A 25,962-nucleotide genomic window follows, 5' to 3' on the forward strand; every position below is an offset into this window, starting at 1 on the left:
GCTGTGTGCCTGGTGCGTTTCATGGTCGAGTCCCCGGCCCAGTCTGGCCGGATGAGGACTCTCATTCACCCTGGACCGGTTTCCGGGGTCCACGTCAATCCCGCTCCGTCTGATCCGCGTAGCCCCCTGCGAAGTCAGCAAGGGCCCGATCAAACCTGTCGGACTTGCCCAAGTAGCCACTGATCATGGCCGCATCGCCCGATTTGGCATGGGCACGGGCCAAGGTCCAGGCGCAGACGTCGGCATAGCGCTCCAGCTGGATGGCCGTGAGGCCCTCGAGCGGCACCGACAGCTTCATGTCGCGCAGCTGGCGGATAAACAGATCCACGCCATTGATGCTGCGCACCCAGCCGAGCATGATGTCGCTTGAAGACTGCATCAGCCGCTGACCGACCACCACCCTCTGCCCTTGGTTGTCGTACGCACTTGGCTGGGTGAAGGGTTCAAGAACGGACCTCCGGGCCTCCTTGATCTGCAGGATCATCGGATGATTGTCTTCGGAGAAAAACAACGCCACCCAGCAACGCGTGGCCACACTGCCGATGCCGACCACCTTGATGGCAACATCCTCGAGCCTGTAGCGATCGAACAGCACCTGTCGCTCATGCGAAAGCGACTGTCTGTAGTCTTCCAAGGCTGCCTTGACGCGTTGATCCAAATCAGGATCATCGACATGAAACAGCACCGGGGGCATGTCGACAAAGCGGTGGGTGCCACCAACCTGACTCACGATCTTGGGGAAGAGGTGGTCGATCACTCGCTTACGGGCCTTGAGCGCAAGCTTTTCTCGAAACTTCCTCGACTTTTCATCCGGCGCCATGGCGATCAGATCACGTGCGTCCAATCGCTCGTACCACACGTCGAGAGGACTGAGGTGGGAGTATTCGCGAAGCTTGGTTCGATAGGAATGAACGCAGGCCAGCACGGCCGCCTCTGCCTCCTGATCAGTCATTCGAGAGTCGCGAGCCGCCACCACAAGGCTGGCAGTCAATCGCTTCAGGTCCCACTCGAAGGGTGCGGGGTGGGTTTCATCGAAGTCGTTGAGATCGAAGACCAGATTGCGTTCAGGTGTCGCGAAAAGGCCGAAGTTGAGAACATGGCAGTCGCCGCAAGCCTGCACCTGCACATTCGTGGTTGCAGTCGTGGCCAGGTCGGAGGCCATCAGGGCCGCCGATCCACGCAGGAAAGTGAACGGGCTGCGCATCATCCGGCCATAGCGGATCGGAATCAACGAAGGCAAACGCCCGGCGCTGGACTCCTCCAGGGTGGCGATCGGATCCGGCCGGTCCGGCGCCGGCCTCCAAGTGGCATGGGCCTTGCGCGGCACCGTCTGGCGCAGGCCCTTGCCAGCGGCCAGTCGCTCGGCCCGCGGGCGGAAGCGGGCCTGGGAATCGGCACGGATCAGGCGGCCGTCTGTGGTGTCCATGGCTGATTCCCGTTGCGGTGGCGGACCCAGCGGCGCCACCCACCCAGCGCTCTAGCAAGCCTGGGCAGCCGTGCCCAGAGGAGCTCGGCCGAGCGAGCGCCAGCGCTTCAGTGGTGCAGGAACACCAGGCTCTCGGGGTTGCCCCAGTCACCGCGGGCGCTGATGTGGCGGCGGTTGGCGCAGAGGTGGCGCAGGATCCAGTAGAGGGGCTCGGGGCTCTCCAGCTCCAGGTCCGCCTGCAGGCCCGCCAGGGTGTGCTCCCTGTCGTCCGCCAGCCGCTCTTCCAGCCGCACCTGCAGCTCCAGCAGGGCCGCAGCGGCCTTCTTGCCCGCCTCCACGCCGGGCTGGTGGTAGGCGTTCACATTCACCAGCTCGCCGTAGATCCCCACAGCCCGCTCGAACAGGGCGATCAGGGCGCCCAGGCTGTGGGCATCCAGGCGCTGCAGGGTGATGGTGAGGTTCTGGCGGCCCTCCTCGGTGAGGGCGGCGCGGGTGCCCTGCAGGAAGCCATCGAGGAAATCGCCAGGGTTCTCGCCCTCCAGCGGCGGGATGTCACCCGGGTCTTCCAGCACCTCGATGAAGGTCACGAAGAAGTTGTCCACGCCATCGCGCAGCTGCTGCACGTAGGCGTGCTGGTCGGTGGAGCCCTTGTTGCCGTACACCGCCAGACCCTGGTGCACCACCTGGCCGTCGCGGTCGTGCTTCTTGCCCAGACTCTCCATAACCAGCTGCTGCAGGTAGCGGCTGAACACTTCCAGCCGGTCCCGGTAGGGCAGAACCACCATGTCGCGGCGGCCCTGGCCCTCGCCGGCGGCGTACCAGGCGGCCGCCAGCAGGGCAGCGGGATTGGCCTCCAGCTCGGCTACGCGGGTGGCGGCATCCATGGCGCCGGCACCGGCCAGGAAAGCGCGGATGTCGGCGCCGATCAGCACACCTGGCAACAGGCCCACGGCGCTGGTGACGCTGGTGCGGCCACCCACCCAGTCGAACATGTCAAAGCGGGCCAGCCAGCCGCCGGCCTCCGCCTCCTGGTCCAGGCGGCTGCCGAGCATGGTCACGGCCACGGCCTGGCGGGCCCAGCTGCCGCCATGGGCCTCCAGGGCCCGCTTGGCCTGGAGCATGCCGATGTGGGGCTCGGGGGTACCGCCGGATTTGCTCACCACAACCACCAGGGTGGTCTGCAGCCGCTGGCCGAGGGCCGCCAGGGTGCGGCGCATCCCGTCGGGATCGACGTTGTCAAAGAAGTGGAAGGGCAGCCCGGAGCCCGGATCCTGCAGGGCCCGCACCATGAGCACCGGACCCAGGCCCGAGCCCCCGATGCCGATCCAGAGCACATCGGTGAAGCGCTTGCCGGGGGCCGGGGCGATCACCCCCGCCTGCACATCGCGGCCGAAGGCCTCGATCCGGTCCACCTCAGCGCGGATGTGGTCACCGGCGGCAGCATCCGGCGCCAGCTCGGGGCTGCGCAGCCAGTAGTGGCCCACCTGGCGCCCCTCATCCGGGTTGGCGATCGCGCCGGCCTCCAGGGCCGCCATGGCCTCGAAGGCGCCGGCGAACCGGGGCCGCAGGGCCTCAAGGCGCTCCGGATCGAGGGCCATGCGGCTCAGATCAAGCCAGAAGCCCAGGGCCGGATCGTGCCACAGCAGGCCGCAGAACCGCCGCCAGAGGGCCTCGGGGCCGGCGCCGGCGGTGGCGGGGAGAAAGGTCATGGGCCCGGGCGGTGGCGTGTCGAGGCAGGGCGACGCTATCCGTGTTCGGTCCCATGGCAAAGCGCCGCAGGTTGCAATCCGTTCAAAAATCCGGGTCTGGGCTGGGACTGTGTGGACCGCCACACAACCGTCCTGTGTGATTGGTGAAGATGAAAGAAGTCCGTAGAATTGCTGCGTCATTTCGTGAGAAAGCTTTCCGTGCCGCGCCGCCCCGCCGCGCCCCAGCGCTGGAAAGCCCCCATGAGCCTGTCCAGCCTGCGGCGGCGCCTGTGGATTGGACTGCTGGTGTCCTCCAGTGCCCTGCTGGGCTCTGCCCAGGCTCCCCAGACCGGTGCGGGAACCCTGATCAGCGGCCCCAGCCTCGCCGTCAGTTCCGCCGCTGACGCCAACAGCGGCCTGGTCAATGAAGGGCAGCGGCCCAACCCGGCCAGCTTCAGCCCGGGCGAGCTGAAGGAGCTGCAGCGGCGGTTCGGGGTCCACGGACCCCAGCCGCGGCTGGCCCAGCTGTTCACCAGCGGCGTGGACCAGCTCACCCCCCTGCGCAGCCACACGATCAGCCGTCTGGAGGGCCTGCAGCCCTACGTGCTGCGGGAGGGCCGTCGCACGGGCATCAACCCGATGCTGCTGGCGGCGATCCTCTTCGATGAAATGCAGCACGCCAAGCCGGGCGAGGACCTGCCGATCGCAGCCCATTCCGGCCTGTTCAGCACCCACGGGCCGGCCCAGCTGGGCCTGAGCGAGATGGTCAAGCAGGGCCTGCTGCGTCCCGACGCCACCCCCGAGGAGATCCAGGCGGCCCGGGACCAGCTTCTGGACCCGGAACGCAACGTGGCTCTGCTTGCCGGCAAGCTGCAGCGCATCCTGCGAGAACTCCCCCAGAACCCGATCCGCACCCATGACGTGAGCCGCCTGCCACGCCACGCCAAGACGGTCGCCACCCTGGCCTACCTACACAACGGCAAGCTCGACTACCCCACCCGCATCCTGCGCTACATGCAGGACCCCGAACTGCACGGCGTGATCTACGGCCAGCAGCGCGAACCGCTCTCCCCCTTGATCTGACCTGGCCAGGGTCTGACCGCGCGGCGTCGGCCGGGCGATCAGCAGAGCTTGCCGAGGGCCGCCAGGCGGGATTGAAGGGCCCGCCAATCGAAGCTGCGGGGATCGGCCCGGGCTCCCCCCAGATCCACGTGCCTGTGGGTGGTGACCGCCGTGGCCGGGATGGGGAATCGCCCCATCCAGTCCGCCAGCACCACGGCAAGGGCGTCGTACTGGGCCTGGCTGTAGCCGCTGTGGGATGGACCGTCGTGCTCGCCGTCGAGCGGCGTTTCCAGACTCACGTGCAGGGCGAAGTTGTTGACCGATCCCGCCAGGGCCGCATTGCTCACCACCCAGGCGCCGTTGAATGCCGAATAGCCCGCACCGAAGGCCCGCTGCCCGGGATCGACGGCCTGCACGACGCGGCCATCCTCGCCGATCAGGATGTGATAACTCACCTGGTCGTCGTCGTTGGCATGGGGGGTGCGGAAGGTGTTGATCGCCGAGCCCAGGCCGTAGACAGTCTCGTGCAGCACCACCAGCCTGGGGGTGGGATCGAGGGGATTGCCGAAGGCGTCCTCGCGGAAGCGCTCGCCGTAGTTGCTGGGGTCGATGCGAACGGCGTTACGGCGGCTGGGCAGGCTGGCCAGCTGGGCCTGAAGCCGCTGCTGCAGGCCGCGGTCCACCCCCTGACACTGGCGCCGCAGTGGACTGCGCCAGGCGGCCTGGGTCGGCGGGGCCGGAGCCCGGCCCAGGGGAGCCGTGGCTGGAGGGCGGCCCATCTGGCGCAACTGCTCCAGCAGCGACGGGCGCTGGCCGATCTCGCCGCCGCCGCCCAGATCCCGCCCGATCCAGCCCAGGCCGAGGCCGCTCAAGGCCAGGCCTGCCGCCAGAGGCAGCAGCCAGTGCCGATGGGGCTCAAGTTGGCGAGAGAGGAGCCGCAGGCGGCGACGCGGCGCTGCGAGCTCCCCGAGGAGCCGCTGCCAGCGCAACCGCTGCAACCACGGAGCGCGGCTCAGCATGGCAACAGCCCCAGCCAGCGCTGGCGTCGCTCGCGGGCTTCGGGCGTGGCCTGGGGCTGCTCCTCCAGCTTCCAGCGCTCGGTGCGGGGCGGCTGGGCCTGGACCTGCAGGAACCGCAGCTGGCCGCGGCGGCAGATCAGCAGCTCCTGCTCCTGGCCAGCGGCCAGCCAGCTGCCCAGCTGCTCAGGCTCCCGCAGGCGCCGACCCTCCAAGGCCAGCAGCTCGTCACCCACCATCACGCCGGCCGCCTCAGCGGGGCCATCGCGATACACCCGGCTGGCCATGAGCTGGCCTGCCTCGCTGCGGGCCACCAGACCGATCCAGGGGTGCGGCGCCGCCACGGCACTGAGCTGCAGGCCCGCATCGGCCAGATAGCCATCCAGGTTGGGATCCTCCAGGCCATCCAGCCAGGCGGGCAGCAGCGCGGCCAGGTCGGGTGCGGCGGCGGCGAAGGCCGCCAGAAGATCCGTCTCGCGGTAGCCCCGGCCCCACTGGCCCAACCCCTGCCACAGGTTCCGCAGCACCGCAACCAGGCAGGAGCCGTGGCGGCGCAGGTGGAGGTCGAGCACCAGGGCCAGCACGGCACCCTTGAGGTAGTAGCTGATCTGGCTGTCGGCCGCGTAGGCATCGGCGCGGTAGAGCTTCACCCAGGCCTCCTGGCTGCTCTCCCGCAGGCTCTGGACGCTGCGGCCCGGGGTGAGTCGGTAGCGGCTGAGGTCCTCGCCCTGGTCCCCGAGGAGTTCCGCGGGGGTGGAGCGTCCCGCCAGCAGGGGCAGGAACTGATCGAGGTAGCTGGTGATCCCCTCGGCGAACCAGAGCGTTGGCACGATCGGCGGCCGCTGGTAGTCGATCGGCGTGAGCTCGGCGGGCCGCAGCCGCCGCACATTCCACTGATGCAGGTATTCGTGGCCGAACAGCTGCAGCAGCTTGCGCAGACCGTCCGGCGTCTCCAGCGCCCGTCGCCCGTAGACCAGGACCGTGCCGTGGTCGTGCTCCAAGCCGCCGTAGCCGTCGTCGATGAGATGCAGCACCACCAGGTAGTCCCGGCAGGGCGGCGGGCCGGATCCCATCAGGCGGCAGCAGCTCTCCGCCACGGCCGCCACGTCGTCCAGCAGGGTGGGGAAGCGCTGCAGCAGCCAGTCGCCCTGCTCGGGTGTACCACCCCAGGTGACCCAGCGGTGCGGCACTCCCCGCACCTCGAAGCGGTGCTCCCGGTGGGGACCCACCTCCAGGGGGCTGTCCACCAGGGCATCGAAATCGGGCGCCAGCCAGCTGCCATCGGCCTGCTGGGGCAGGGTCAGGAAGGGCCGCCAACCCTCGGGCAGCTGCAGCCGCAGCCGATGCGGCGACCAGCGCTCCCCCTCCAGCTCCAGCACCACGGCCGCCAGGGCCAGAAAGCCGTGCTCGCTGTCCAGGTGGCAGGTGCGCACCGTGAGCTCACTGGCCATCACCCGGTAGCGGACCTGCAGGGCGCCGGCTGTGGGATCACAGACCAGCTCCCAGCAGGAGGGTTCCAGCCGGCGCAGGGCCAGGCGCCGCTGGCCCTGGTGGGCCTCCAGGCCCTCCAGCTGGCGCACGTAGTCGCGGATCAGGTAGGAGCCGGGGGTCCAGGCGGGCAGCCGCAGCCGCAACACCGGCGTGCGGGGCACCAGGCGCAGGGTGACCTCCACCAGGTGCCGGTGGGGGGCCTGAAGGTTCAGAAGCAGGTCGACCACGGGCAGCGCGCTCAGGCCACCAGCTCGACCTGGGCCTGGGGAAACTCCCGGGCGGCCTCGCGCAGGGCCAGCCGGGTGGCGTAGGCGCGGGTGATGCGGCCGATCAGCTGCTGCAGGGGGCGGGAGCGCCCCAGGCGCTGCAGATCGCCCACCAAGGCCAGGCTGCCATCGCCCTGGGGCCGCCAGCCAAGCCGCTCACCCTCGCCAAGGCGCACCCACAGACTCACCGTCACCCGCTCGTCGGCGAAGCCGCGCAGGCTGCCGCCCCGCTGGGGATCGAGTCCCAGATCCTGCAGGGCCTCCGCCAGCAGGTCGGCGTCGCGGAGGACGGTGGGCAGGATGGAGAGATGGGACATGGAGGCGATGCCCTTTGGTAGACCCTAGCGATCCGGGCCTTGCCGTCCAGTGGCCGTTGTCACCACAGCGGCCGATCCAACCGGGGGATGGACTGGCCCCGGCCGGGGCCGATGCCGGCCGGATCCTGCGGCTGGGGGTGATGGCCTCGGGCAACGGCAGCAACTTCGAAGCCCTGGTGGGGGCCTGCCGCCGCGGCGAGCTGGCGGCCCAGGTGGTGCTTCTCGCCGTCAACAACCCAGGTTGCGGTGCGGTGGCGCGGGCCGAGCGGCTCGGCGTTCCCGTTCAGCTGCTCGACCACCGCCAGGCCGCCAGCCGCGAGGCCCTCGACGACGGCCTGGCCGCCTGCTTCCAGGCAGTCGGTGCCGATCTGGTGGTCATGGCGGGCTGGATGCGCATCGTCACCCAGCGCCTGATCGATGCCTTCCCCGATCGGCTGGTCAACATCCACCCCTCGCTGCTGCCCAGCTTCCGTGGCGTGGATGCCGTGGGCCAGGCCCTGGCGGCGGGGGTCACCCTCAGTGGATGCACGGCCCACCTGGTGCGGCTGGAGGTGGATGGGGGGCCGATCCTGGTGCAAGCCGCCGTGCCGGTGGAGTCCGGCGATGACCATGCCGCCCTGGCCCGGCGTATCCAGGTGCAGGAGCACCGCATCCTGCCCCTGGCGGTGCAGCTGGCGAGCGAACGGCTGGGCCTGACCTAGCCCCGCTCAGGGGTAGAAGGGCAGCAGCGGCAGGCCCGTCTCGGCCGGCAGGCCCGCCAGCAGATTCAGACACTGCACCCCCTGGCCGGCCTGGCCCTTGATCATGTTGTCGATCGCACTCATCACGATCAACTGGCCCGTGCGCGGATCCACCTGCACCGAGAGCAGGGCCCGGTTGGTCTGGCGCACCCACTTCGTGGAGGGGTAGGTGCCCACCGGCAGCACCTGCACGCAGGGGGCCTTGCGGTAGGCCGCCTCCAGCAGGGTGGTGCAATCGTCGGCGCTGAGGCCTGGATCCTTGAGGCGGCCGTAGACCGTGGCCAGCAGGCCCCGCACCATCGGGATCAGGTGCGGCGTGAACTGCAGCTGCACCGCCTGGCCAGCAGCACGGCCACAGAGCTGCTCGATCTCACTGGTGTGGCGATGGCCCACCACGCCATAGGGCGCCACCCCCTCGGAGGCCTCGGCCAGCAGCAGGTGTTCCTTGGGGGCACGGCCGCCGCCGCTGGTGCCGCTCTTGGCATCGATCACGATGCCACCGGTCTCTATCAGCCCCTGGTTGAGAAAGGGGGTGAGGGCCAGCAGGCTGGCGGTGGGGAAGCAGCCGGGGGCCGCCACCAGCCGGGCCGTGCGGATCCGCTCCTCCTCCCACTCCACCAGGCCATAGACGGCTTCGGCGCAGAGGTCCGCGTCGCTGCGGGGGAAGTGGCGGGCCTCGGAGGCATACACCTCCTGCCACTGGCCCAGGGAGCTGTAGCGGTAGTCGGCCGAGAGATCCACCACCTTGACGCCGCGTTCCAGGAGGCCGGGCACCAGGGTGGAGGCCAGGCCGTTGGGCAGGCTCAGCACCGCCAGGTCGGCGGCCTCGGCGATGGCGTCGACCTCCGGGCTCTGCACCACCGGATCGCCCGGCAGGGGCAGGAAGGGGGTGAGCTCACTCCAGCGCTTGCCGCTGCTGCGCTCCCCGCCCAGATAGGTCACGCTGAGGCTGGGGTGGCCCTGCAGCAGGCGCAGGGTCTGGAGGCCGCCGTAGCCGGTGGCTCCGATCACGGCGACGCGCTGGCTGGCCATGCCGAAGGCTCGGGAACGGCCGACTGTACCGGGCTTTATAAAAGTGGCAGCGCCATCCGACTCCGGGTGGTCGTGGTCCGCCCACCTGCCGAGCCCGCCCTTGAGCGCCAGCCCCTCCAGCACCCCTAGCGCCACGGACAGCGCGCCGGCCGCCAACGGCGGCCGGGCGATCGCCTTCGACTCGATCGCCGATGGACTGGCCGCGATCCGCAACGGCGAGATGGTGGTCGTCGTGGACGACGAGAACCGCGAGAACGAGGGCGACCTGATCTGCGCCGCCCAGTTCGCCACGCCCGAGCAGATCAACTTCATGGCCACCGAGGCCCGGGGCCTGATCTGCCTGGCGATGGAGGGGGAGCGGCTCGATGCCCTGGAGCTGCCGCTGATGGTGGCCCGCAACACCGATGAGAACCAGACCGCCTTCACCGTCAGCGTCGATGCGGGGCCGGAGAACGGTGTCTCCACCGGCATCTCCGCCGAGGATCGGGCCCGCACGATCCAGGTGGCGATCCATCCGGCCACCCAGCCGGCGGACCTGCGCCGCCCCGGCCACATCTTTCCGCTGCGGGCCCGGCCCGGCGGGGTGCTCAAGCGCGCCGGCCACACCGAGGCGGCCGTGGATCTCTCGCGCCTGGCGGGGCTGTATCCGGCCGGGGTGATCTGCGAGATCCAGAACGTGGACGGCTCGATGGCGCGGCTGCCCCAGCTGGTGGCCTACGCCCGCCGCCACGGCCTGCGGCTGATCAACATCGCCGATCTGATCCGCTACCGGCTCGACACCGAGCGCTTCGTGCGGCGCCAGGCCGAGGCCGCCATGCCCAGCACCTTCGGGCAGTTCCGGGCCATCGGCTACCGCAACGAGCTCGACGGCAGCGAGCATGTCGCCATCGTCAAGGGCCATCCCGAAGCCGCCACGGGTCCGGTGCTGGTGCGGGTGCACAGCGAGTGCCTCACCGGCGACGCCTTCGGTTCGCTGCGCTGCGACTGCCGGCCCCAGCTGGAGGCCGCGCTGCGTATGGTCGAGGCCGCCGGCGAGGGGGTGGTGGTGTACCTGCGCCAGGAGGGGCGCGGCATCGGCCTGATCAACAAGCTGCGGGCCTACTCGCTCCAGGACGGCGGCCTCGACACGGTGGAGGCCAACGAACGGCTCGGCTTCCCCGCCGATCTGCGCAGCTATGGCGTGGGGGCCCAGATCCTCAGCGACCTGGGCGTGCAGCGGCTTCGGCTGATCACCAACAACCCGCGCAAGATCGCCGGTCTGGGCGGCTACGGCCTGCAGGTGGAGGACCGGGTGCCGTTGGTGATGGATCCCGGCCTGCACAACGCCGCCTACCTGCAGACCAAGCAGGCCAAGCTCGGCCACCTGATGGATGGCCCCAGCAGCGACAGCTCCTGCGGCGACGCGGCACCGGGCCAGGCCGCCCTGAGCTGCCGGTTGGGTCCGGCGGCGGTGCTCGCCTGGCGATGGGGCGGCACGGGTGAGCTGGAACCCAGCCAGCTGACCGGCCACTGGCAGGAGCTGCGTTCCTGGGCGGCGGAGCAGGGCATGGAACTGGAGCTGGAGGAGCACCCGCGGGTGCTGGCGCTGCTCGATCAGCCCAGCCTGGCGGTGCTGTTGGTGGGAAGTTCCGAACCCGGGCTGGCGGAGGCCCTGCACCGCATGGCCACCTGGCCCGGCACCGCCAGCGTGAGCCTGCTCCTTGCCCCCGACAGCCAGCGCACCACCCATCCCAGCAACACGCTGGAGGCCCAGCGTCGACCCCTGGTGGAACTCGCCGCCGAGCAGCCAACCCTGCGCATGGCACCGGGCACCTTGATCCGCTGGTGCTGACCGGGGGCTGGTGCTGAGCGGGGCAGGCCGGCCTTGAGCGGCACTGCCCTGGGCCCAGGCCATCCAAGCGGATCGACCCGGGCCTGGCTTTGAAGGGTTCAGCCTTCGATGGTGACCGTCTTGATGCGGGTGCCGGTCTTCAGGGCCAGCACCACATCCAGGTTGCCCGTGTGGCCGAACACGGTGTGCACGCCATCGAGGTGGGGCTGGGCCTCGTGGCAGATGTAGAACTGCGAGCCGCCGGTATTGCGGCCGGCGTGGGCCATGGCCAGGGTGCCGGCCTGGTGCTTCTGAGCGTTGATCTCGCAGTCGATCTGGTAGCCGGGGCCGCCGGTGCCGGCCACGCCGCGGGCGCCTTCGCGGCTGTTGGGACAGCCGCCCTGGGCCATGAAGCCCGGGATCACGCGGTGGAAGGCCAGACCGTCGTAGAAGCCGTCCTTGGCCAGCTTCACGAAGTTGGCCACGGTGTTGGGGGCGTCGGCGTCAAACAGCTCCAGTTCGATGCGGCCGGCATCGGTGTCCATCACGGCCTTGGTCACAGCTGCGTCCTTCAAACGACCCCAAGTATGCGCGTCGCCCCGCGCTGGAGGGCAGCGCCCGCCGGCCCCTCGCCGGCTCAGGGGCGTTCAGCGGTGGTCCCTGTCCGGTAGAACGGAACCCAGCATTCGCGCGGTCGCCGCGCCCCCACGCCGATGAGCTTCAGCCCCGGTCTCGACCTCACCCAGGCCCGCCTCGGGGTGCTCGGCGGCAGCGGGCTGTACGCCATGGAGGGGCTGGAGGACATCCAGGAGATCAGCCTCGACACCCCCTTCGGCCCGCCCTCCGACAGCCTGCGGCTCGGACGGCTCGGCGGCATGGAGGTGGTGTTCCTGGCGCGCCATGGCCGCCACCACAGCTTCACCCCTTCCGAGGTGCCCTATCGGGCCAACATCTGGGCCCTGCGCTCCCTCGGCGTGCGCTGGATCCTCTCCCCCTCGGCGGTGGGCTCGCTGCAGCCGGAGGTGCGGCCGCTCGACATGGTGGTGCCCGATCAGTTCATCGATCGCACCCACCAGCGTCCGCTCACCTTCTTCGGCGAGGGCGCGGTGGCCCACGTGGCCCTCGCCGATCCCTTCTGTCCCACCCTCAGCCGTCTGCTGGCGGATGTGGCCGACAGCCTGATGCCCGAAGGCCGCAGCCTGCACCGCGGTGGCACCTACCTGTGCATGGAGGGGCCGGCCTTCTCGACCCGGGCCGAGTCGACCATCTACCGCAGCTGGGGCTGTGCGGTGATCGGCATGACCAACCACACCGAGGCGCGACTGGCGCGGGAGGCGGAGATCGCCTACGCCACCCTCGCCATGGCCACTGACTACGACTGCTGGCACACCGACCACGACAGCGTCAGCGTGGAGATGGTGATCGGCAATCTGCGCAGCAACGCCGAGCTGGCCCAGCAGATCGTGCGCACCACCGCCGAGCGGATCGCCGCCCAGAGGCCGGCCAGCAGCGCCCACTCGGCCCTGCGCGATGCCCTGATGACCCCCAAGGATCAGGTGCCGGTGGAAACCCGCCGCAAGCTGGACCTGTTCACGGCCCCCTACTGGGGCGAACTGGGCTGAGGGCAACAGCTGGGGCGAACCAGCCGGTTCGCGCGTTCGTGCGCCTCAGAGCTCCAGAGCCCGCCGCAGCAGACCGCCGGACGCCTCCAGGCGCCGCCGGCCCTGTTCGGGCTCCAGGCCGGTGAGGGCCAGCAGCAGCGCCAGCTTCACCGAGCCACCGCTGCGCTCCAGCAGTTCTGCCCCCTGCTCCCGCTCCATCCCCGCCAGGTCGGCGAGGATGCGCAGGGCCCGGTCTTCGAGCTTGCTGTTGGTCACCGCCACGTCGACCATGCGGTTGGCGTAGACCTTGCCAAGGCGCACCATCACGCCGGTGGAAAGGATGTTGAGAGCCATCTTGGTGGCGGTGCCGGCCTTGAGACGCGTCGAGCCCGCCAGCAGCTCGGGGCCGGTGAGCAGCCGGATCTCGATGTCACTGGGCATGGGCACCTGCTCGGCGCTGACGCAGGCCATCGCCACCGTGAGCGCCCCGAGGGAGCGGGCGTAGGCCAGGCCGCCGTGGACGTAAGGGGTGGTGCCACCGGCGGCGATCCCCACCAGTGCATCGTCGCCAGAGAAGCCGCGGGCCTCCAGGTCGGCGCGGCCTCCATCGGCCAGATCCTCCAGGCCCTCGGAGCTGCGCAGCAGGGCGGGGGCACCCCCGGCCAGCACCCCCTGCACCAGCTCCGGCGGGGTGCAGAAGGTGGGCGGACACTCGGCCGCATCGAGCACCCCCAGGCGCCCGGAGGTGCCGGCCCCCAGGTAGAAGAGACGCCCCCCCTGGCGCAGCCGCTCGGCGATGGCATCGATGGCGGCGGTCAGGCCGGCGGCGGCACCGGCCAGGGCCTCCTGGGGTCGGCGGTCCTCCTCGATGAACAGATGCACCAGCTGGCTGGTGTCGAGCCGGTCGAGTTCGCTGCTGCGGGGGTTGGGCTGCTCGGTCAGCAGGTGGCCGCGGCTGGAGCCGCCGCCGGAGGAGAACGCGGACAGGCTCACAGCAGGCCCTCAAGGCGGCGGCGGAAGTCCTCCAGCTCGGTATCGCCGCTGCTGATCGGGCCGTCCTGGGGCGCCGCGGCGGCGCCGCTCACCAGGGTGGCGCCGCCGGCCTGGGCCTCGCCGTCCTCCCGTTCCTCCCAGCCGGTGACGTCCATGTTCTTCTCGGGCGGCGCGATCAGCAGCCGCTCCTCCGGCGACTGGGGCAGGAAGCCGACCGGCACGAAGCGTGCCTCGTAACCCGCCTGGACGCAGAACTGCTCCATCTCCGCCCGGTCGAGGGCCTCCACCGTGGGTAGCGGGAAGTCCTGGGCCTCCAGAAGACCGGCGTAGCGCTCGGCGTCGTCGCGGTCTTCAAACAGAAGCACCACCGTGGTGCCGTTCAGTTCGAGCGAGTGGATTCCCTCGTTGTCGCTCCCGGCATCGAAGAGCAGGACATGCACCGGCATGGCGGAGGGCGATGGAGGGCCCAGCCAGTGTCTCACCGATCGCCGATCTGTGTGGCGGCGATCGAGGGGAGAACGGCTGCGTGGCGGGGATCAGGCCTGCTGCTCAGCCGCCAGCTGCTGCAGCCGGCCGTAGAGGGCCTCCTCCACCTCGCTGAGCTCGGCAGGCACCACCAGCCGGATCTCCACCAGCTGGTCGCCCCGCTCGCTGCCGCGCTCCAGACCCCGGCCCCGCAGCCGCAGCAGGCGGCCGCTGGAGGACCCCGGAGGCACCCGCAGCTGCACGGGCCCCTGCAGGGTGGGGACCACCGCCAGGCAGCCCAGGGCGCCATCGGCCGGTGCCAGCTCCAGCTGATAGAGCACCCGCAGACCATCGATGCGCAGCCCGTCCGGCGTGCGCACCCGCAACTGCAGGAAGTGGTCGCCGCCGCCGGGGGCCACGCCGGCCAGCCGCAGCCTCCAGCCGTCACCGGCGAGGGGCGGGGTCCAGACCTCGATCGCGGTGCCGTCCGCCAGCTCCAGTTCAACCCGTTCGCCGGCCAGGGCCTGCTCGGGACTGAGCTCCACCAGGGTCTCCTGATCCGTGGCGGCCACCACCGGCGGCGGCGCGGGAGCCGACGCGGTGACGGGGCCACCGGAGGACGCCTCGGCTGCTGGGCTGGTCCGGGTCTGGGCGGCTGCCGACTCCCCATAGCCCTGCGCCGCCACGTCGGGCTCCTCCGCGTCGGGCCCGTCCGAGCCGGCCCAACCACCGTCGGTGGGCCGCTGGGACCGGCGGCGGCGACCGAACAGTTCATCGAGGTAATCCTCGAAGGCGGGAAAGCCCGTGGCAAAGGGATCGAGGCCAGCGGCGGCGCCCTCCGGACCCGCCAACCCCTGCTCCCAGGCGGCCCGGCGCGCTGGATCGCTGAGCACCGCATAGGCCGCGTTCACGGCCTTGAACCGCTCCTCGGCCACCGGGTCGTTGCCGTTGAGGTCGGGGTGCCAGCGGCGCGCCTGCTGGCGGAAGGCCCGCTTCAGGCTGCCGGCATCGGCGCCGGGCTCCAGGCCGAGCACGGCCCAGAGGTCAGGGGCCTCGATCGACGATGTTCCTGCCCGCATGGGCATCAGACCTCAGCCCAGGGATCGTCGTGCTGGCCGCCCTGCCGCGCCGGCTCTGGCACATAGCGGCGCTCCTCGTAGGAGCGACTCTCGTGGCCCTCGCCGGCGAACGGTTCGCGATCGTTGGACCCAGGGGCCGTCCGACGGGAGGCGCTCACCTGGCGGGGATCCGGCTCGCGCTCCCAGCGATCTTGGTCGGCCCAGCGATCGGGCTCAGGGTCCGGGCGTTCGCGCCCCCAGCTGCCGTTGCCGCGAGCCGGCTCAGCGGCGGGCCGATCCGCAGCAGAGCGGGCCGCATAGGCGCGATCGGGGGAGGAACGATCCGGGCGGCCCCAACCCGAGGGTTCCAGCTCGGGGCGCGCCCGGTCCGGGCGCTGCCGGTCCTGATCCGACCACTCCGGCCGATCCCAGGCCTGGCGGTCCCAGCTGGAGCCAGAGCGCTCGCGCTCATTGCGGGCCGCCGACCAGGAGGGCTCGGCCCAGGGGTCGCGGTAACGACCGCCGGTGCCGCCCCGATCCCAGTCGTCCCAGTCGTCATCGGCGAACAGCTCATCCTTGAGGGAGCCCAGGGTGTTCTTGAGGCCCTGGAGCGGGTTGCTCTCCACCTTGCGCTCGCTCGCCAGGCGGCGATTCAGTCCGTAGAGCGACTCCTGCAGCTGGCTCACCGCCAGGTCCAGTTCACCCAGGTCGCCGCCGTCGCGGCTGGCGGCGGCGAGCAGGTCCTGCACGTCGCGCACGGCGATCTCCACCGCCCGCTGCTGGCGCTCGGCCCCATAGGGCCCCAACTCCAGGGCGGCATCGCGCAGGCGGCGTTCGGCCTGGGCCACCAGGGTCTGGGCGCGGTTACGGCGGTCGATCTCGGCCCGTTTGCGCCGATCCTCCGTGGCCTTGCGCTCCGCCTCCTCGATCAGCGCCTTGATCTCGTCCTCGCTGAGGTTGGAGCCGCCCTGGATGCTCACGCTCTGCTGGCGTCCGGTGGTGCGGTCGGTGGCCGACACCTGCAGCAGCCCGTTGGCATCGATGTCGAACGACACCTGCACCTGGGGCACACCGCGCGGAGCCGGCGGAATGCCTGAGAGGCGGAAACGGCCCAGGCTCTTGTTGCCCTCGGCCATCTGGCGTTCACCCTGCAGCACGTGGATCTCCACCGAGCTCTGATTGGCCTCGGAGGTGCTGAACACATCGCTCTTGCGCACCGGGATCGGCGTGTTGCGGGGGATCAGCACCTTCATCACCCCGCCGATCGTCTCCAGCCCGAGCGACAGGGGTGTGACGTCGTTGAGCATTAGATCCCGCAGCTCGCCGGTGAGGATGCCGGCCTGCACCGCCGCGCCGATCGCGACCACCTCATCGGGGTTCACCGACTGGCAGGGCTCGAGCGGGATCAGGGTGCGCACCATCTGCTGCACCATCGGCATGCGGGTGGAGCCGCCCACCAGCACCATGTCGTCGATGTCTTCAGCGGCCAGGCCCGAATCACGCAGGGCCCGCTGCACGGGGCGCAGCAGCCGATCGAGCAGGTCGGGGCAGAGGCTCTCGAAGCGGGAGCGCTCCAGGGTGGTCTCGATGTGGAGGGGGCCGGCATCGCCGGTGGCGATGAAGGGCAGGGAGATCGGCGTGCTGCTGACGCCCGAGAGCTCGATCTTGGCCTTCTCGGCCGCCTCGGTGAGCCGCTGCAGGGCCTGGCGGTCGCGGCGCAGATCGAGGCCGTGCTCGGCCTGGAAACCATCGGCAAGCCAGTCGACGATGCGGCGGTCCCAGTCGTTGCCGCCCAGCTGGGTGTCGCCGCTGGTGGCCTTGACGTCGAAGACGCCCTGGGCGATGCGCAGCACCGACACATCAAAGGTGCCGCCCCCCAGGTCGAACACCAGCACCCGCTTCACGGTGCTGCGATCGAAGCCGTAGGCCAGGGCCGCCGCCGTGGGTTCGTTGAGGATCCTCTCCACGGCAATCCCCGCCAGGCGGCCGGCGTCGCGGGTGGCCTGGCGTTGGGCATCGTTGAAGTAGGCGGGCACGGTGATCACCGCCGCCTCCACCGGCTCGCCCAGGTAGGTGGCCGCGTCGTCCACCAGCTTGCGCAGGATGCTGGCCACCAGCTCCTCAGGCGCGTATTCGCGCTCGGTGGCGGGACAGACCGCGCGCACGTTGCCGGCGTCGTTGGCCCGCACCGTGTAGGGCACCGCCAGGCTGCCGTCGTCGAGCTCCTCCCACTGGCGCCCCAGGAAGCGCTTGAGGTTGGCGAAGGTGTTGCGTGGGTTGAGCACCAGCTGGCGCCGGGCCAGCTGGCCCACCAGCAGCTCCTGCTCCTTGCTGAAACCCACCACCGAGGGGGTGGTGCGCCCGCCCTCGGTATTGGCGATCACCTGGGGCCGGCCGCCCTCCAGCACCGCCACCACCGAGTTGGTGGTGCCCAGGTCGATGCCGACGATCCGCCCCATGGATCCCTGAATGGAAGACCCAAACTAACGGTCCCGCCGCCGAACTCCAGGCCTGGGGTCCCAAGCGCGGCCACGGCGGCGGAAATCAGCAGCTGCGCGGCTCCATCCAGGGCCCCTAAAGAGCCCCGGCGCCGTTATCCGCTGCCTGCCCCCAGCAGGGCAGACCGGCCAACACAACCAGCCAACAAAAAAGCCGCCCGGAGGCGGCTCTTTGAAACGGAGAGGGAGGGATTCGAACCCTCGATAGAGTTGCCCCTATACAGCATTTCCAGTGCTGCGCCTTCGACCACTCGGCCACCTCTCCGCGAGGGGCAATGCACAGACCAACGGAAACTCCGTTGATGTCTGCGGTGGGGCAACGGTGAGAATGTAGCAGTCGCCCCCTCCCGCACCGCCCGCCGGCCATGCCGTTCAGCAGCCCCCCTTCGAGCGCACGCCGCAGCCATCCGATCACGGTGCACTGGCGCCAGGAGGCGCGCACGATCCGCCTGGACGTGCCCGAGGGCGAGTACATCCTGCGCAGCTTCGAGCAGCAGGGGGAACCGCTCCCCTTCAGCTGCCGCAACGGCTGCTGCACAGCCTGTGCCGTGCGGGTGATCGCCGGCGAAATCGACCAGCGGGAATCCCTGGGCCTGTCGCGGGAGGTGCGTCGCAAGGGCTATGGCTTGCTGTGCGTGGCCCGGGCCCTCGGCCCCCTGGAGGTGGAGACCCAGGATGAGGACGAGGTCTACGAGCTGCAGTTCGGGCGTCACTTCGGCCGTGGCAAGGTGCGTCCCGGCCTGCCCCTCGACGAAGAATGAGCCTGAGCGCCAGCTTTCCCCCGCGCCTCAGCGACGCGGCCCGCGCGGGATCGGGCCTGCCGGATGGCGAGCTGGAACGGCTGGCCGGGGTCGCTCGCCGCGCGGCCGAGGCGGGCGCATCTGAACTGCGGCGGCATTTCGGCCAGCTGGAGCAGATCCGGGAGAAGGGCCGCGCCGGCGATCTGGTGACCGAAGCCGACGTGGCCGCTGAGCGGGCCGTGCTGGCGGTGCTGGCGGCCGAGACACCGGACCTGGGCGTGCTGGCCGAAGAAAGCGGCCGCCGGACCGGACGCTCGGAGCTGGAGTGGTGCGTCGATCCGCTCGATGGCACCACCAATTACGCCCACCGCTATCCCTTCTTCGGCACCTCGATCGGGCTCACCTGGCGCGGGCAGCCACTGCTGGGGGCCCTGGCGGTGCCGGCCCTGGAGCAGCTCTACTGGGCAGCGCCGGGCCTGGGGGCCTGGTGCAACGAGGCCCTGATCCAGGTAAGCGGCTGTGGGTCGCTGGCGGAATCGCTGCTGGTGACGGGCTTTGCCTACGACCGCCACACCCGCCTCGACAACAACTACGCCGAGTTCGCCTACTTCACCCACCGCACCCGCGGGGTGCGCCGCGGCGGTGCGGCGGCGGTGGACCTGGCCTTCGTGGCGGCGGGCCGGCTCGATGGCTACTGGGAGCGGGGGCTCTCCCCCTGGGATCTGGCCGCCGGCGTGGCCCTGGTGGAGCAGGCAGGCGGGGTGGTGTGCGCCTACGACGGCGGCCCGGCCGAGCTGGGTGCCGGCCGCCTGATCGCCTGCACCCCCGACCTGCGCCAGGCCCTGATCGAGGGCCTGGCGGCCTGCCATCCCCTGAGTGGCGCCAGCTTCGGGGCTCCGGAGCTGGATGGCGCACAGCCAGAGCGGGGCTGAGCCTGCGAGCCGTGCCCATGGGGCCGATCCATAGGATCGAGCCCGATCTCCGTCCCCCCCCCGTCCCCATGGCCCTGCAACCCGCCGCCGGCGCCAGGGACCTCAATCCGCGCCAGGTGGAGGGCAACCGCCGCCTCTGTGACCAGCTGGCGGAGGTCTACCGCCTGTGGGGCTACCAAGAGGTGGCACCCCCGACGATCGAGCGGCTGGAGACCCTGGCGGCGGGCGGAGGCATTGCCAGCCGGGAGCTGGTGCGCCTGGCCGCCGATGAGCCCCTGGGGCTGAGGCCGGAGATGACCGCCTCGATCGCCCGGGCCGCCTGCACGCGGCTGGCGGCCCGGCCCCGGCCGCTGCGGCTTTGGAGCAGCGGTGTGGTGTTCCGCAGTGGCGTGGGCGATGCCGGCGGGCAACGGATCGAGGAGCAGCTCCAGAGCGGCGTGGAGCTGCTGGGCAGCGGCGGCGCCTCTGGCCCGGGCCCTGGCGACGGCAGCGCCTCACCGGCCGGTGTGGCCGATGCCGAACTGCTGCGACTGCTGCTTGCCTGCCTGCGACGGGTTGGGATCACGGCCGCCCACCAGCCGCGCCTGCTGCTCGGCCACCACGGCGTGCTCACGGCCCTGCTCGATCAGGTGCCAGGCGAGCAGCGCACCGCCGCGCGGCAGGCCCTCACCGGCTTTGACCCCCTGGAGCTGGCGGCCCTGGAGCTGCCGGAGCGCCAGCGCCAGGGACTGCAGGCCCTGATGCGGCTGCGGGGTAAACCGGCCGCCGTGCTCTATCAGCTGGAGCAGCAGCTGGGCCCCTGCGCCCTGCTCGACGACCTGGACGCCACGCTCAAGGCCATCGCCCCGGTGGCAGCGGCCCAGGGGGTGACCCTGCAGCTCGATCCGAGCTTCCAGCCCCACTTCGACCTCTATGACGGGCTGGTGCTCAAACTCGTCTGCCAGGGCGCCGATGCGCCAGTGGAGCTGGCCAGCGGCGGCCGCTACGACGCCCTGGTGGGGCGCTTCAGCAGCGAACAGGAGCGTTCCAGCGCCTCCGGCATGGGCTTCGGCTTCGCTGTCGAGGCGCTGCGGGAGCTGCTTGATGCGGAGGTCGGCGAGTCGGAGCCGCAGCCGCCGGTGCTGGTGGCCTACGCCAATGCCCTGGCATTGCCGGCGGCCCTGGATCGGCTTGAGCAGCTGCATGGGGCGGGCCAGCGAGCCGAGCTGCTGGGGGAACCCTGCCCCACGCGAGCCGACGCCGAGGCCATCGCCGCCGAGCGGGGCTGCGCCGCCAGCATCTGGGTGGAGCCTGGCGCTGCCTAGGATCCACCCCAGCCCTTCGCCGCAGAACCCCATGGCCCACACGATCCTCACCGACGTCTGCGAGGGCGTGGCGGATTGCGTGGATGCCTGCCCGGTGGCCTGCATCAACCCCGGCAAGGGTGCCAATGTGAAGGGTACCGGCTTCTACTGGATCGACTTCGACACCTGCATCGACTGCGGCATCTGCCTGCAGGTGTGCCCGGTGGCTGGAGCGATCGTGCCGGAGGAGAAACCCGAGCTGCAGCGGGCCTTCTGATCGCCGGAACTGCCGCCGAACCCCAGTCGTGGAGACGGCCGATGCGCGACCCACTGCCAAGCCCAATTCCTCACCCCTTGGCAGGAGAGACGGCACCGTGGACATGGCGCAACGCTGAACGGCACGGCCGTGGCCTGGTTCTGCTGGTCCTGGTCTTCTACTGGAGCTTGCTGCTGCTGATCTGCGGACCAGCAACTGCAGCCACGAACGATCTCGATGGGCCAGGCAGTTTCACTGGGCCCCGCGGCACCCCAATACAGCAGCTGGACGACGAGGCAATGCCCGAGTTGCAGCTGTTTGACCGTGCCGGAGCCGATGGGGAGGATGAGCTGCTGCCGCCCCTGGGCTCGATGGCCTCCCAAGCCCTGGGTGGCGACCTGTTGGGGGAGTAACCCCAAGCGGTCGCCGCGCTCCAGTTGATCGCTTCAGACCGTGAAGCCAGGCGGCGCTGGATTCAGCGAACCAGCAGGCCGAGCACCCCAAGGGAAGCCACACCGCCGCAGAGGACCAGCAGCAGGGCCAGGGCGCGGGTCCAGGCCTGGGGCATCCGGCGCAACACCAGGAAGCTGCCACCACTCACAACCACGGAGGCGGCAAAGGCACCGAACCACCACCCCAGGGCAGCCCCCTCGGCCGGGGCCTCCAGGCCGTGGAGCATGGCGTGGGTGGCCACCGCGGAGGCCACCAGGCCGGCGGCAAGGACCTGCGGGGATGTCTGATGGGAGCGGACGCTGCGCAGCACCAGCAGGGCCACGGCCGAGATCGCCAGGGCCGCCAGCAGCTCCAGTCCGGGGACGGCGGCGCCCATGGCCCCAGCCACGCCGCCCGCCACCGCACCCGCCAGGGCCCAGAGCAGCAGCTGGCTGGACAGCTGCGCAGCCGCCGCCCCCACCGCGATCAGTAGGAGGAGATGGTCGGCGCCGGAGATCGGATGGAGGAAGCCAGCCGCAAGACCACCAGTGGCGATCTGGTGGGCCTGGGCCGGTTGATCCAACGCCAGCAGCGCCAGGGCCGCAGCACCGGCCAGCAGGGCGAGTGACCTGGGGGAAAGGGTTTGAGTCATCGAGGGAGCCGGTCCGCGCCGGAGAGGGAAGGCATCAGGCGGTGAGCGTTCTGACTGAGGAAGCTGCAGGTAGCTCCCATCACAGCTGCGGGACAGCGCCGGACTCGATGCAGGACAGGCCTGCGCCCCACCGGACTTTCCTCGTTGCCTCCAGGGAGTAACCCACCGGAACCGCTGGGGCCATTCTGCCCTGACTGCCGTGGGGCCGCCGCTGGCGATGGCCCAAGCACAGCCAGGCGGTACCTGGGAGCGCACCGGTTGGCCTTGGAGACCGTGAAGGCTCGCCGTCGGCCAGGCCCGCCCAGGACGCACGCCTACCCCAGAAGGCATAGAAGAAGACGGATCAACAGACGCCTCCCGGATGCCTTGACCCTCAGCAGAAGTAGCCGAGATGCTTCAAGATCGATCGTTTCCAATGGCCCCTCCACCTCAAGCAGGGATGGCCACCAAGGCGATGCAAGACGAACGGACGCGGCCAGCATCCAGTGCGACCGCTGGCATTGAAGAATCCCAGCCATTGCAGGGCCAACCGAGCGCAGCTTCAAGTGCCAAGTGAAGGATCAGCACCATGGCGAACACCGCTTTATGAGCCATTAGAGGTTTCTTACGGTTGCTCAGATTGACAAGCCACACCCGGGCTCCAATGCCTAGTCTTGATCCGAGACGGTGTTCCACATGCCAGGCAATGCCGCCCAAGCGATCAACGTCGGTGGCGGCGTGGACCGGCTGCTGGAGGGCTTCCACATCCTGGCCGAGCTGAGCAACGCCGACCTGGTGATCGCCGAACTGCCAAGCGGGCGCTTTATCGACTGCAGCCCCAGCGCCCATGGGCGACTCGGCTACAGCCGAGACGAATTCCTGGCCCTGCGGCCCGAACAGCTGCAGGCCGATCCCGACCACGACCGCGACTGGGTGGCCGAGCACATGGCCGCGATCCTGCGGGATGGCGGGGGGACCCTCACGACCCGTCACCGCTGCAAAGATGGCACGGTGCTGGACGTGACGGTACGCCACAGCGTCTGTGAACTCAACCGCGGTAAGGTTCTGGTTTCGGTGGTGACGGATCGCACCGAGACCGAACAGATCACCCGCGAACTGAAGGCAACCACCCGGCTGTTCGATGACAGCGAACGGCTCAGCGGCATCGGGTCCTGGTGTTACCAGTTCGGCAATGAGCAGATGCGCTGGTCAGCCCAGACCTATCGCATCTGCCAACTGGATGCCGCCAGAACGCCACCAAGCATGGACGCCTACGCCAGCCTGGTGCACCCGGATGACCGGACCCAATGGCGGCGCGACTTCTTCATGGCGGTGGATCGTGGCACGTTGTTTGAGAACTGCCATCGCCTGCATCTGGCCCAGGGCCAGCAGAAGATGGTGCGCGCCCGGGGCATGACCAGCTACGACAGCCGGGGCAATCCCACCGTGGTGATTGGAACCCTGGAAGACATCACCCACCAGGTGGAGCTGCAGCGCTCAATCGAACAGATCCGCTGCATTGATCCGCTCACAATCCTGCCAAATAAGCTGGCCTCATTACAACATCTGCAGCAGATTCTACGGGGGCGGGCCTACAACTCAACCCTGGCCATCTTCAGTATCGACATCGATCGCTTCCAGGAGCTCAACGACAACTTTGGTCCCGAGGTGGGCGATCAGTTGCTGGTGGCCCTGGCCGAGCGCTTGCGACAGATCGTGGAACCGGACGACTGGCTGGCCCGCCTGAGCAGCGATGAGTTCCTTGTGCTGCGCAACCGCGGGGTTATTTCGCTCGGGGAGGCGATCAAGGCAGGGCGCCTCCTCCAGAGCCAGTTGCAGGCCGGCCCCGCCCTGATCCCTGAACTGCCGATCAATCCCAGCGTGTGCGTGGGGATCAGCACGTTTCCCGAGCATGGCGATACGGCGCAGCAACTGATCCAGTCGGCCAACACCGCCCTGATGGAGGCCAAGCACCAGGGCCACGGCCAGCTGCGGGCCTACTCCACGGCCCTCAGCCACCAGATTCGCGACCGCATGCAGCTTGATACCGAGCTGAACCGCGCCCTGGAGAGCGATCAGCTGCGCCTGCTGGTGCAGCCCCAGGCCCACAAGAGCGGACAGATTGTCGGTGGGGAGGTGCTGCTGCGCTGGACGAACCAGCGGGGCATTCAGGTTCCACCCTCGCAGTTCATCCCCGTGGCTGAACAGAGCGGCATGATCTTTCCGATCAGTTGCTGGGTGCTGGATCAGACCCTGGGCCAGATCGCCTGTTGGCATCGGCTCGGGCTCACGGTACCGACCCTGGCGATCAACATCTCGACCCGCCTGTTTGATGGCGGCGATCGGCACCTGGTGCACCAGCTGCTCGATGCCCTGGAGGAGCACGCGCTCTCACCGCAACACCTGGAGCTTGAGATCACGGAGACGGCCCTGATCGCCAATCCCCTGCAGACCCGGGAACAACTGCGCGCGCTCGCGGATCAGGGATTCCGCATTGCCATCGACGACTTCGGCACAGGCTATTCGTCGCTCGATCTGCTGCGCACCCTGCCCGTGCACAAGCTGAAGATCGATCGGGCCTTCACCCAGATGATCACGGCAGCCCCCGAAGATCAGGCCATCGTGCAGGCCACCATCACCCTGGCGCTGGGACTGGGGATGCAGTGCATCGCCGAAGGGGTGGAAACCGAGGAGCAACGGGCCACGCTGGAGGGCTTCGGCTGCGAGCTGTATCAGGGCTACCTCTGCGGGAAACCCATGGCCATGGAGACCTTCAGCGAGCTCCTGCAGGCCCCGGCTCCTTCCACTGGCTCGGGCCCACCCGTGCTGGGGGCTGGCACCGCCCTGGCCCTGGAGCGCCAGCTGGAGCCTGTCGCCATGCCGCTGCGATCCGGCGCCTCCAGCTTTGAACAGCTGGAGGTGTTGCGCCATTCGCTCGATGTGTCGCTCGACGCCTACTTCCTGCTGCAGGCCAGTTACGGCGCCATGGGCGCCATCCTCGATTTCGTGGTGCTGGAGGCCAATCAGGCCGCCTGCCACCAACTGCAGCAGGAGCGAGAAACGGTGATCGGCCAGCGGATCTCCACGCTGTTGCCGAATCTGCAGGGCAGTGGCCTGCTGGATCAGTGTCTTGAGTGCATGCGCAGTGGAGCCGCGCTGGAACTCAACGACTTTGCCTATGGGCAGCATGAGAACTCTGAGGATCTGCGCGTCTATGACCTCCGCGGCTATGCCAGCGGCAATCTGCTCACACTCACCTGGCGCGACGTGACCAGCCGCAGCCGTTCGGTCCGCAGCCTGGCCGATGCGGCGGCCCTCTATCAACTGCTGGCCGAGAATCTGGTGGAGGTGATCGTGCTGCTGGGCACCGATCAGCGGGTGCGCTGGGTATCACCGTCGCTGCAGGGGATGACGAACTGGAAACCCGAGCAGTGGCTGGGCCAATCGTTTTCCGACCTGTTCGCTTCGGCCAGCGGCACCCCTGATCCTGTGCGGCTGGAGCAGTGGCTGGCCGGCCACGGCCATGTGCGACAGGGGCGCCTGCGCATGGTCGATCCCCGCGGCGGCTGGTGCTGGGTGGACCTCAACCTGCGGCGCCTGCAGGGCAACAGCCTGCGGGCCAGCGACCAGGCCCATGGGGTCGGACTGTCGGCCGATGCGCTTGAGCAGGGCTATGTGCTCACCCTGCAGACCGCCGATGAGCAGGTAATGAATGAGCGGCGTCTGCACCGGCAGGCCAACACCGATGAGCTCACGGGCCTGCGCAACCGCAGCAACATCTTTGGCTGGCTTAAGCAACGTATTGATCGCGATCCCCAGCAGCTCCAGCCGATCGCCCTGCTCTTCTGCGATTTCGACAACTTCAAGACCATCAACGACAACTATGGCCACGCCGTCGGCGATGCGGTGCTCCAGGGTGTGGCCAAGCGACTGGCCTCTGGGATCCGCGATCAGGATCTGGCTGGCCGCATCGGCGGGGATGAATTCCTGGTGGTGCTCGATGGCGTTCGCAGTGCCGCCGACAGCCTGCATGTGGCGAACAAGCTGAGGCTGCTGGCCGCCGAGCCGATCGACATCGGAGAGTTGCGCATCACCCCGACTCTCTCCATCGGGGTGGCCCTGCACGCCAAGGGGGAAGATTCAGACCTGCTGCTCAGGCGCGCGGACCGCGCCATGTATGCCGCCAAGGACCAGGGCCGCAACAGTGTGATCGGGCTCTGACGAC

Annotated in this window: 21 protein-coding genes, 1 tRNA gene and 1 riboswitch; of the genes, 9 read left to right on the plus strand and 13 right to left on the minus strand. The window is 69.6% G+C overall.

Annotated elements, in window-relative coordinates; all coding sequences use genetic code 11:
• Positions 1–94: 94 nt before the first annotated feature.
• Positions 95–1,426, minus strand: a complete 1,332-nt coding sequence (locus CJZ98_RS05675; protein ID WP_094589297.1) for a DUF2252 domain-containing protein — start codon at positions 1,424–1,426, stop codon at positions 95–97.
• A gap of 107 nt (positions 1,427–1,533) precedes the next feature.
• Entirely contained in the window at positions 1,534–3,135 is a 1,602-nt protein-coding gene (locus CJZ98_RS05680; RefSeq protein WP_094589303.1) for a glucose-6-phosphate isomerase, read from the minus strand.
• A gap of 240 nt (positions 3,136–3,375) precedes the next feature.
• Here CJZ98_RS05680 and CJZ98_RS05685 point away from each other — a divergent pair, with 240 nt between their 5' ends.
• Positions 3,376–4,197 (plus strand): helicase DnaB, encoded by an 822-nt coding sequence (locus CJZ98_RS05685; protein ID WP_232756245.1) that lies wholly within the window; start codon positions 3,376–3,378, stop codon positions 4,195–4,197.
• A 38-nt stretch (positions 4,198–4,235) separates the two neighbouring features.
• Here the strand turns inward: CJZ98_RS05685 and CJZ98_RS05690 are convergent, their stop codons facing one another.
• Genes CJZ98_RS05690 through CJZ98_RS05700 form a run of 3 tightly spaced genes read right to left on the minus strand, consistent with a single transcriptional unit; the run spans position 4,236 to position 7,266 of the window.
• Positions 4,236–5,195, minus strand: coding sequence for an N-acetylmuramoyl-L-alanine amidase (locus CJZ98_RS05690; RefSeq protein WP_094589305.1), 960 nt, complete (start codon positions 5,193–5,195; stop codon positions 4,236–4,238).
• Positions 5,189–6,910, minus strand: a complete 1,722-nt coding sequence (locus CJZ98_RS05695) for a M61 family metallopeptidase (RefSeq protein ID WP_094589307.1) — start codon at positions 6,908–6,910, stop codon at positions 5,189–5,191. The genes CJZ98_RS05690 and CJZ98_RS05695 overlap by 7 nt, the downstream gene beginning before the upstream one ends.
• Positions 6,911–6,921: 11 nt before the next feature.
• A complete protein-coding gene (locus tag CJZ98_RS05700; RefSeq protein ID WP_094589308.1) occupies positions 6,922–7,266 on the minus strand; it encodes a DUF1257 domain-containing protein in 345 nt (114 codons plus the stop codon).
• A 56-nt stretch (positions 7,267–7,322) separates the two neighbouring features.
• On the opposite strand from CJZ98_RS05700, the gene purN reads away from it, so the two are divergent.
• Entirely contained in the window at positions 7,323–7,967 is a 645-nt protein-coding gene (gene purN, locus CJZ98_RS05705) for a phosphoribosylglycinamide formyltransferase (protein ID WP_390625481.1), read from the plus strand.
• A gap of 6 nt (positions 7,968–7,973) precedes the next feature.
• Here the strand turns inward: purN and argC are convergent, their stop codons facing one another.
• Positions 7,974–9,038 (minus strand): N-acetyl-gamma-glutamyl-phosphate reductase, encoded by a 1,065-nt coding sequence (gene argC, locus CJZ98_RS05710; protein ID WP_094589310.1) that lies wholly within the window; start codon positions 9,036–9,038, stop codon positions 7,974–7,976.
• Positions 9,039–9,258: 220 nt separating this feature from the next.
• Between argC and ribBA the strand changes: the two genes are divergently transcribed.
• Positions 9,259–10,869 (plus strand): bifunctional 3,4-dihydroxy-2-butanone-4-phosphate synthase/GTP cyclohydrolase II, encoded by a 1,611-nt coding sequence (gene ribBA / locus CJZ98_RS05715; RefSeq protein WP_232756253.1) that lies wholly within the window; start codon positions 9,259–9,261, stop codon positions 10,867–10,869.
• Positions 10,870–10,967: 98 nt separating this feature from the next.
• Here the strand turns inward: ribBA and CJZ98_RS05720 are convergent, their stop codons facing one another.
• Positions 10,968–11,408: a peptidylprolyl isomerase gene (locus CJZ98_RS05720; protein ID WP_094589318.1), complete on the minus strand. Its 441-nt coding sequence runs from the start codon at positions 11,406–11,408 to the stop codon at positions 10,968–10,970.
• Between the two features lie 153 nt (positions 11,409–11,561).
• Here CJZ98_RS05720 and CJZ98_RS05725 point away from each other — a divergent pair, with 153 nt between their 5' ends.
• A complete protein-coding gene (locus CJZ98_RS05725; RefSeq protein ID WP_094589319.1) occupies positions 11,562–12,470 on the plus strand; it encodes an S-methyl-5'-thioadenosine phosphorylase in 909 nt (302 codons plus the stop codon).
• A gap of 45 nt (positions 12,471–12,515) precedes the next feature.
• Here CJZ98_RS05725 and murQ read toward each other — a convergent pair whose 3' ends face one another.
• From murQ to CJZ98_RS05750, 5 genes are all read right to left on the minus strand, one after another.
• A complete protein-coding gene (gene murQ / locus CJZ98_RS05730) occupies positions 12,516–13,442 on the minus strand; it encodes an N-acetylmuramic acid 6-phosphate etherase (RefSeq protein WP_198537515.1) in 927 nt (308 codons plus the stop codon).
• Positions 13,439–13,888 carry a DUF3110 domain-containing protein gene (locus tag CJZ98_RS05735; RefSeq protein ID WP_094589320.1) on the minus strand — a complete coding sequence of 150 codons (450 nt, stop codon included), beginning with the start codon at positions 13,886–13,888 and terminating at the stop codon, positions 13,439–13,441. The genes murQ and CJZ98_RS05735 overlap by 4 nt, the downstream gene beginning before the upstream one ends.
• 90 nt (positions 13,889–13,978) lie before the next feature.
• Positions 13,979–14,986: a DnaJ domain-containing protein gene (locus tag CJZ98_RS05740; protein ID WP_094589413.1), complete on the minus strand. Its 1,008-nt coding sequence runs from the start codon at positions 14,984–14,986 to the stop codon at positions 13,979–13,981.
• A 5-nt stretch (positions 14,987–14,991) separates the two neighbouring features.
• Entirely contained in the window at positions 14,992–17,424 is a 2,433-nt protein-coding gene (gene dnaK, locus CJZ98_RS05745; RefSeq protein ID WP_232756247.1) for a molecular chaperone DnaK, read from the minus strand.
• A 217-nt stretch (positions 17,425–17,641) separates the two neighbouring features.
• Positions 17,642–17,728, minus strand: a tRNA-Ser gene (locus tag CJZ98_RS05750).
• 100 nt (positions 17,729–17,828) lie between these two features.
• Here CJZ98_RS05750 and CJZ98_RS05755 point away from each other — a divergent pair.
• The 4 genes from CJZ98_RS05755 to CJZ98_RS05770 all read left to right on the plus strand — a co-directional run bounded on the left by CJZ98_RS05755 (position 17,829) and on the right by CJZ98_RS05770 (position 20,695).
• A complete protein-coding gene (locus CJZ98_RS05755) occupies positions 17,829–18,224 on the plus strand; it encodes a 2Fe-2S iron-sulfur cluster-binding protein (RefSeq protein WP_094589321.1) in 396 nt (131 codons plus the stop codon).
• The gene (locus CJZ98_RS05760) at positions 18,221–19,135 is read left to right on the plus strand and encodes an inositol monophosphatase family protein (protein WP_094589322.1); all 915 of its coding nucleotides are present in this window, start codon (positions 18,221–18,223) and stop codon (positions 19,133–19,135) included. Before CJZ98_RS05755 ends, CJZ98_RS05760 begins: the two co-directional genes overlap by 4 nt.
• 68 nt (positions 19,136–19,203) lie before the next feature.
• Positions 19,204–20,439, plus strand: a complete 1,236-nt coding sequence (locus CJZ98_RS05765) for an ATP phosphoribosyltransferase regulatory subunit (protein ID WP_094589323.1) — start codon at positions 19,204–19,206, stop codon at positions 20,437–20,439.
• 31 nt (positions 20,440–20,470) lie between these two features.
• On the plus strand, positions 20,471–20,695 hold the full coding sequence (locus CJZ98_RS05770) for an indolepyruvate ferredoxin oxidoreductase subunit alpha (RefSeq protein ID WP_094589324.1): 225 nt from the start codon (positions 20,471–20,473) through the stop codon (positions 20,693–20,695).
• A gap of 454 nt (positions 20,696–21,149) precedes the next feature.
• Here the strand turns inward: CJZ98_RS05770 and CJZ98_RS05780 are convergent, their stop codons facing one another.
• Positions 21,150–21,758: a HupE/UreJ family protein gene (locus CJZ98_RS05780; protein ID WP_094589326.1), complete on the minus strand. Its 609-nt coding sequence runs from the start codon at positions 21,756–21,758 to the stop codon at positions 21,150–21,152.
• Between the two features lie 23 nt (positions 21,759–21,781).
• Positions 21,782–21,948, minus strand: a riboswitch (cobalamin riboswitch).
• 485 nt (positions 21,949–22,433) lie between these two features.
• Here CJZ98_RS05780 and CJZ98_RS05785 point away from each other — a divergent pair.
• On the plus strand, positions 22,434–25,958 hold the full coding sequence (locus tag CJZ98_RS05785) for a diguanylate cyclase domain-containing protein (protein ID WP_094589327.1): 3,525 nt from the start codon (positions 22,434–22,436) through the stop codon (positions 25,956–25,958).
• Positions 25,959–25,962: the final 4 nt, after the last annotated feature.

This window comes from Vulcanococcus limneticus LL (genome assembly GCF_002252705.1).
GTDB lineage: Bacteria > Cyanobacteriota > Cyanobacteriia > PCC-6307 > Cyanobiaceae > Vulcanococcus > Vulcanococcus limneticus.

Bases quoted from the DNA above. Each gene is read 5' to 3' on its own strand.
- argC (WP_094589310.1), bottom strand. From the start codon at position 9,038: ATGGCCAGCCAGCGCGTCGCCGTGATCGGAGCCACCGGCTACGGCGGC.
- CJZ98_RS05725 (WP_094589319.1), top strand. From the start codon at position 11,562: ATGAGCTTCAGCCCCGGTCTCGACCTCACCCAGGCCCGCCTCGGGGTG.
- CJZ98_RS05675 (WP_094589297.1), bottom strand. From the start codon at position 1,426: ATGGACACCACAGACGGCCGCCTGATCCGTGCCGATTCCCAGGCCCGC.
- CJZ98_RS05755 (WP_094589321.1), top strand. From the start codon at position 17,829: ATGCCGTTCAGCAGCCCCCCTTCGAGCGCACGCCGCAGCCATCCGATC.
- CJZ98_RS05760 (WP_094589322.1), top strand. From the start codon at position 18,221: ATGAGCCTGAGCGCCAGCTTTCCCCCGCGCCTCAGCGACGCGGCCCGC.
- CJZ98_RS05735 (WP_094589320.1), bottom strand. From the start codon at position 13,888: ATGCCGGTGCATGTCCTGCTCTTCGATGCCGGGAGCGACAACGAGGGA.
- CJZ98_RS05740 (WP_094589413.1), bottom strand. From the start codon at position 14,986: ATGCGGGCAGGAACATCGTCGATCGAGGCCCCTGACCTCTGGGCCGTG.
- CJZ98_RS05780 (WP_094589326.1), bottom strand. From the start codon at position 21,758: ATGACTCAAACCCTTTCCCCCAGGTCACTCGCCCTGCTGGCCGGTGCT.
- CJZ98_RS05700 (WP_094589308.1), bottom strand. From the start codon at position 7,266: ATGTCCCATCTCTCCATCCTGCCCACCGTCCTCCGCGACGCCGACCTG.
- CJZ98_RS05685 (WP_232756245.1), top strand. From the start codon at position 3,376: ATGAGCCTGTCCAGCCTGCGGCGGCGCCTGTGGATTGGACTGCTGGTG.
- CJZ98_RS05785 (WP_094589327.1), top strand. From the start codon at position 22,434: ATGCCAGGCAATGCCGCCCAAGCGATCAACGTCGGTGGCGGCGTGGAC.
- CJZ98_RS05770 (WP_094589324.1), top strand. From the start codon at position 20,471: ATGGCCCACACGATCCTCACCGACGTCTGCGAGGGCGTGGCGGATTGC.
- CJZ98_RS05765 (WP_094589323.1), top strand. From the start codon at position 19,204: ATGGCCCTGCAACCCGCCGCCGGCGCCAGGGACCTCAATCCGCGCCAG.
- ribBA (WP_232756253.1), top strand. From the start codon at position 9,259: ATGGTGGTCGTCGTGGACGACGAGAACCGCGAGAACGAGGGCGACCTG.
- dnaK (WP_232756247.1), bottom strand. From the start codon at position 17,424: ATGGGGCGGATCGTCGGCATCGACCTGGGCACCACCAACTCGGTGGTG.
- CJZ98_RS05680 (WP_094589303.1), bottom strand. From the start codon at position 3,135: ATGACCTTTCTCCCCGCCACCGCCGGCGCCGGCCCCGAGGCCCTCTGG.
- CJZ98_RS05690 (WP_094589305.1), bottom strand. From the start codon at position 5,195: ATGCTGAGCCGCGCTCCGTGGTTGCAGCGGTTGCGCTGGCAGCGGCTC.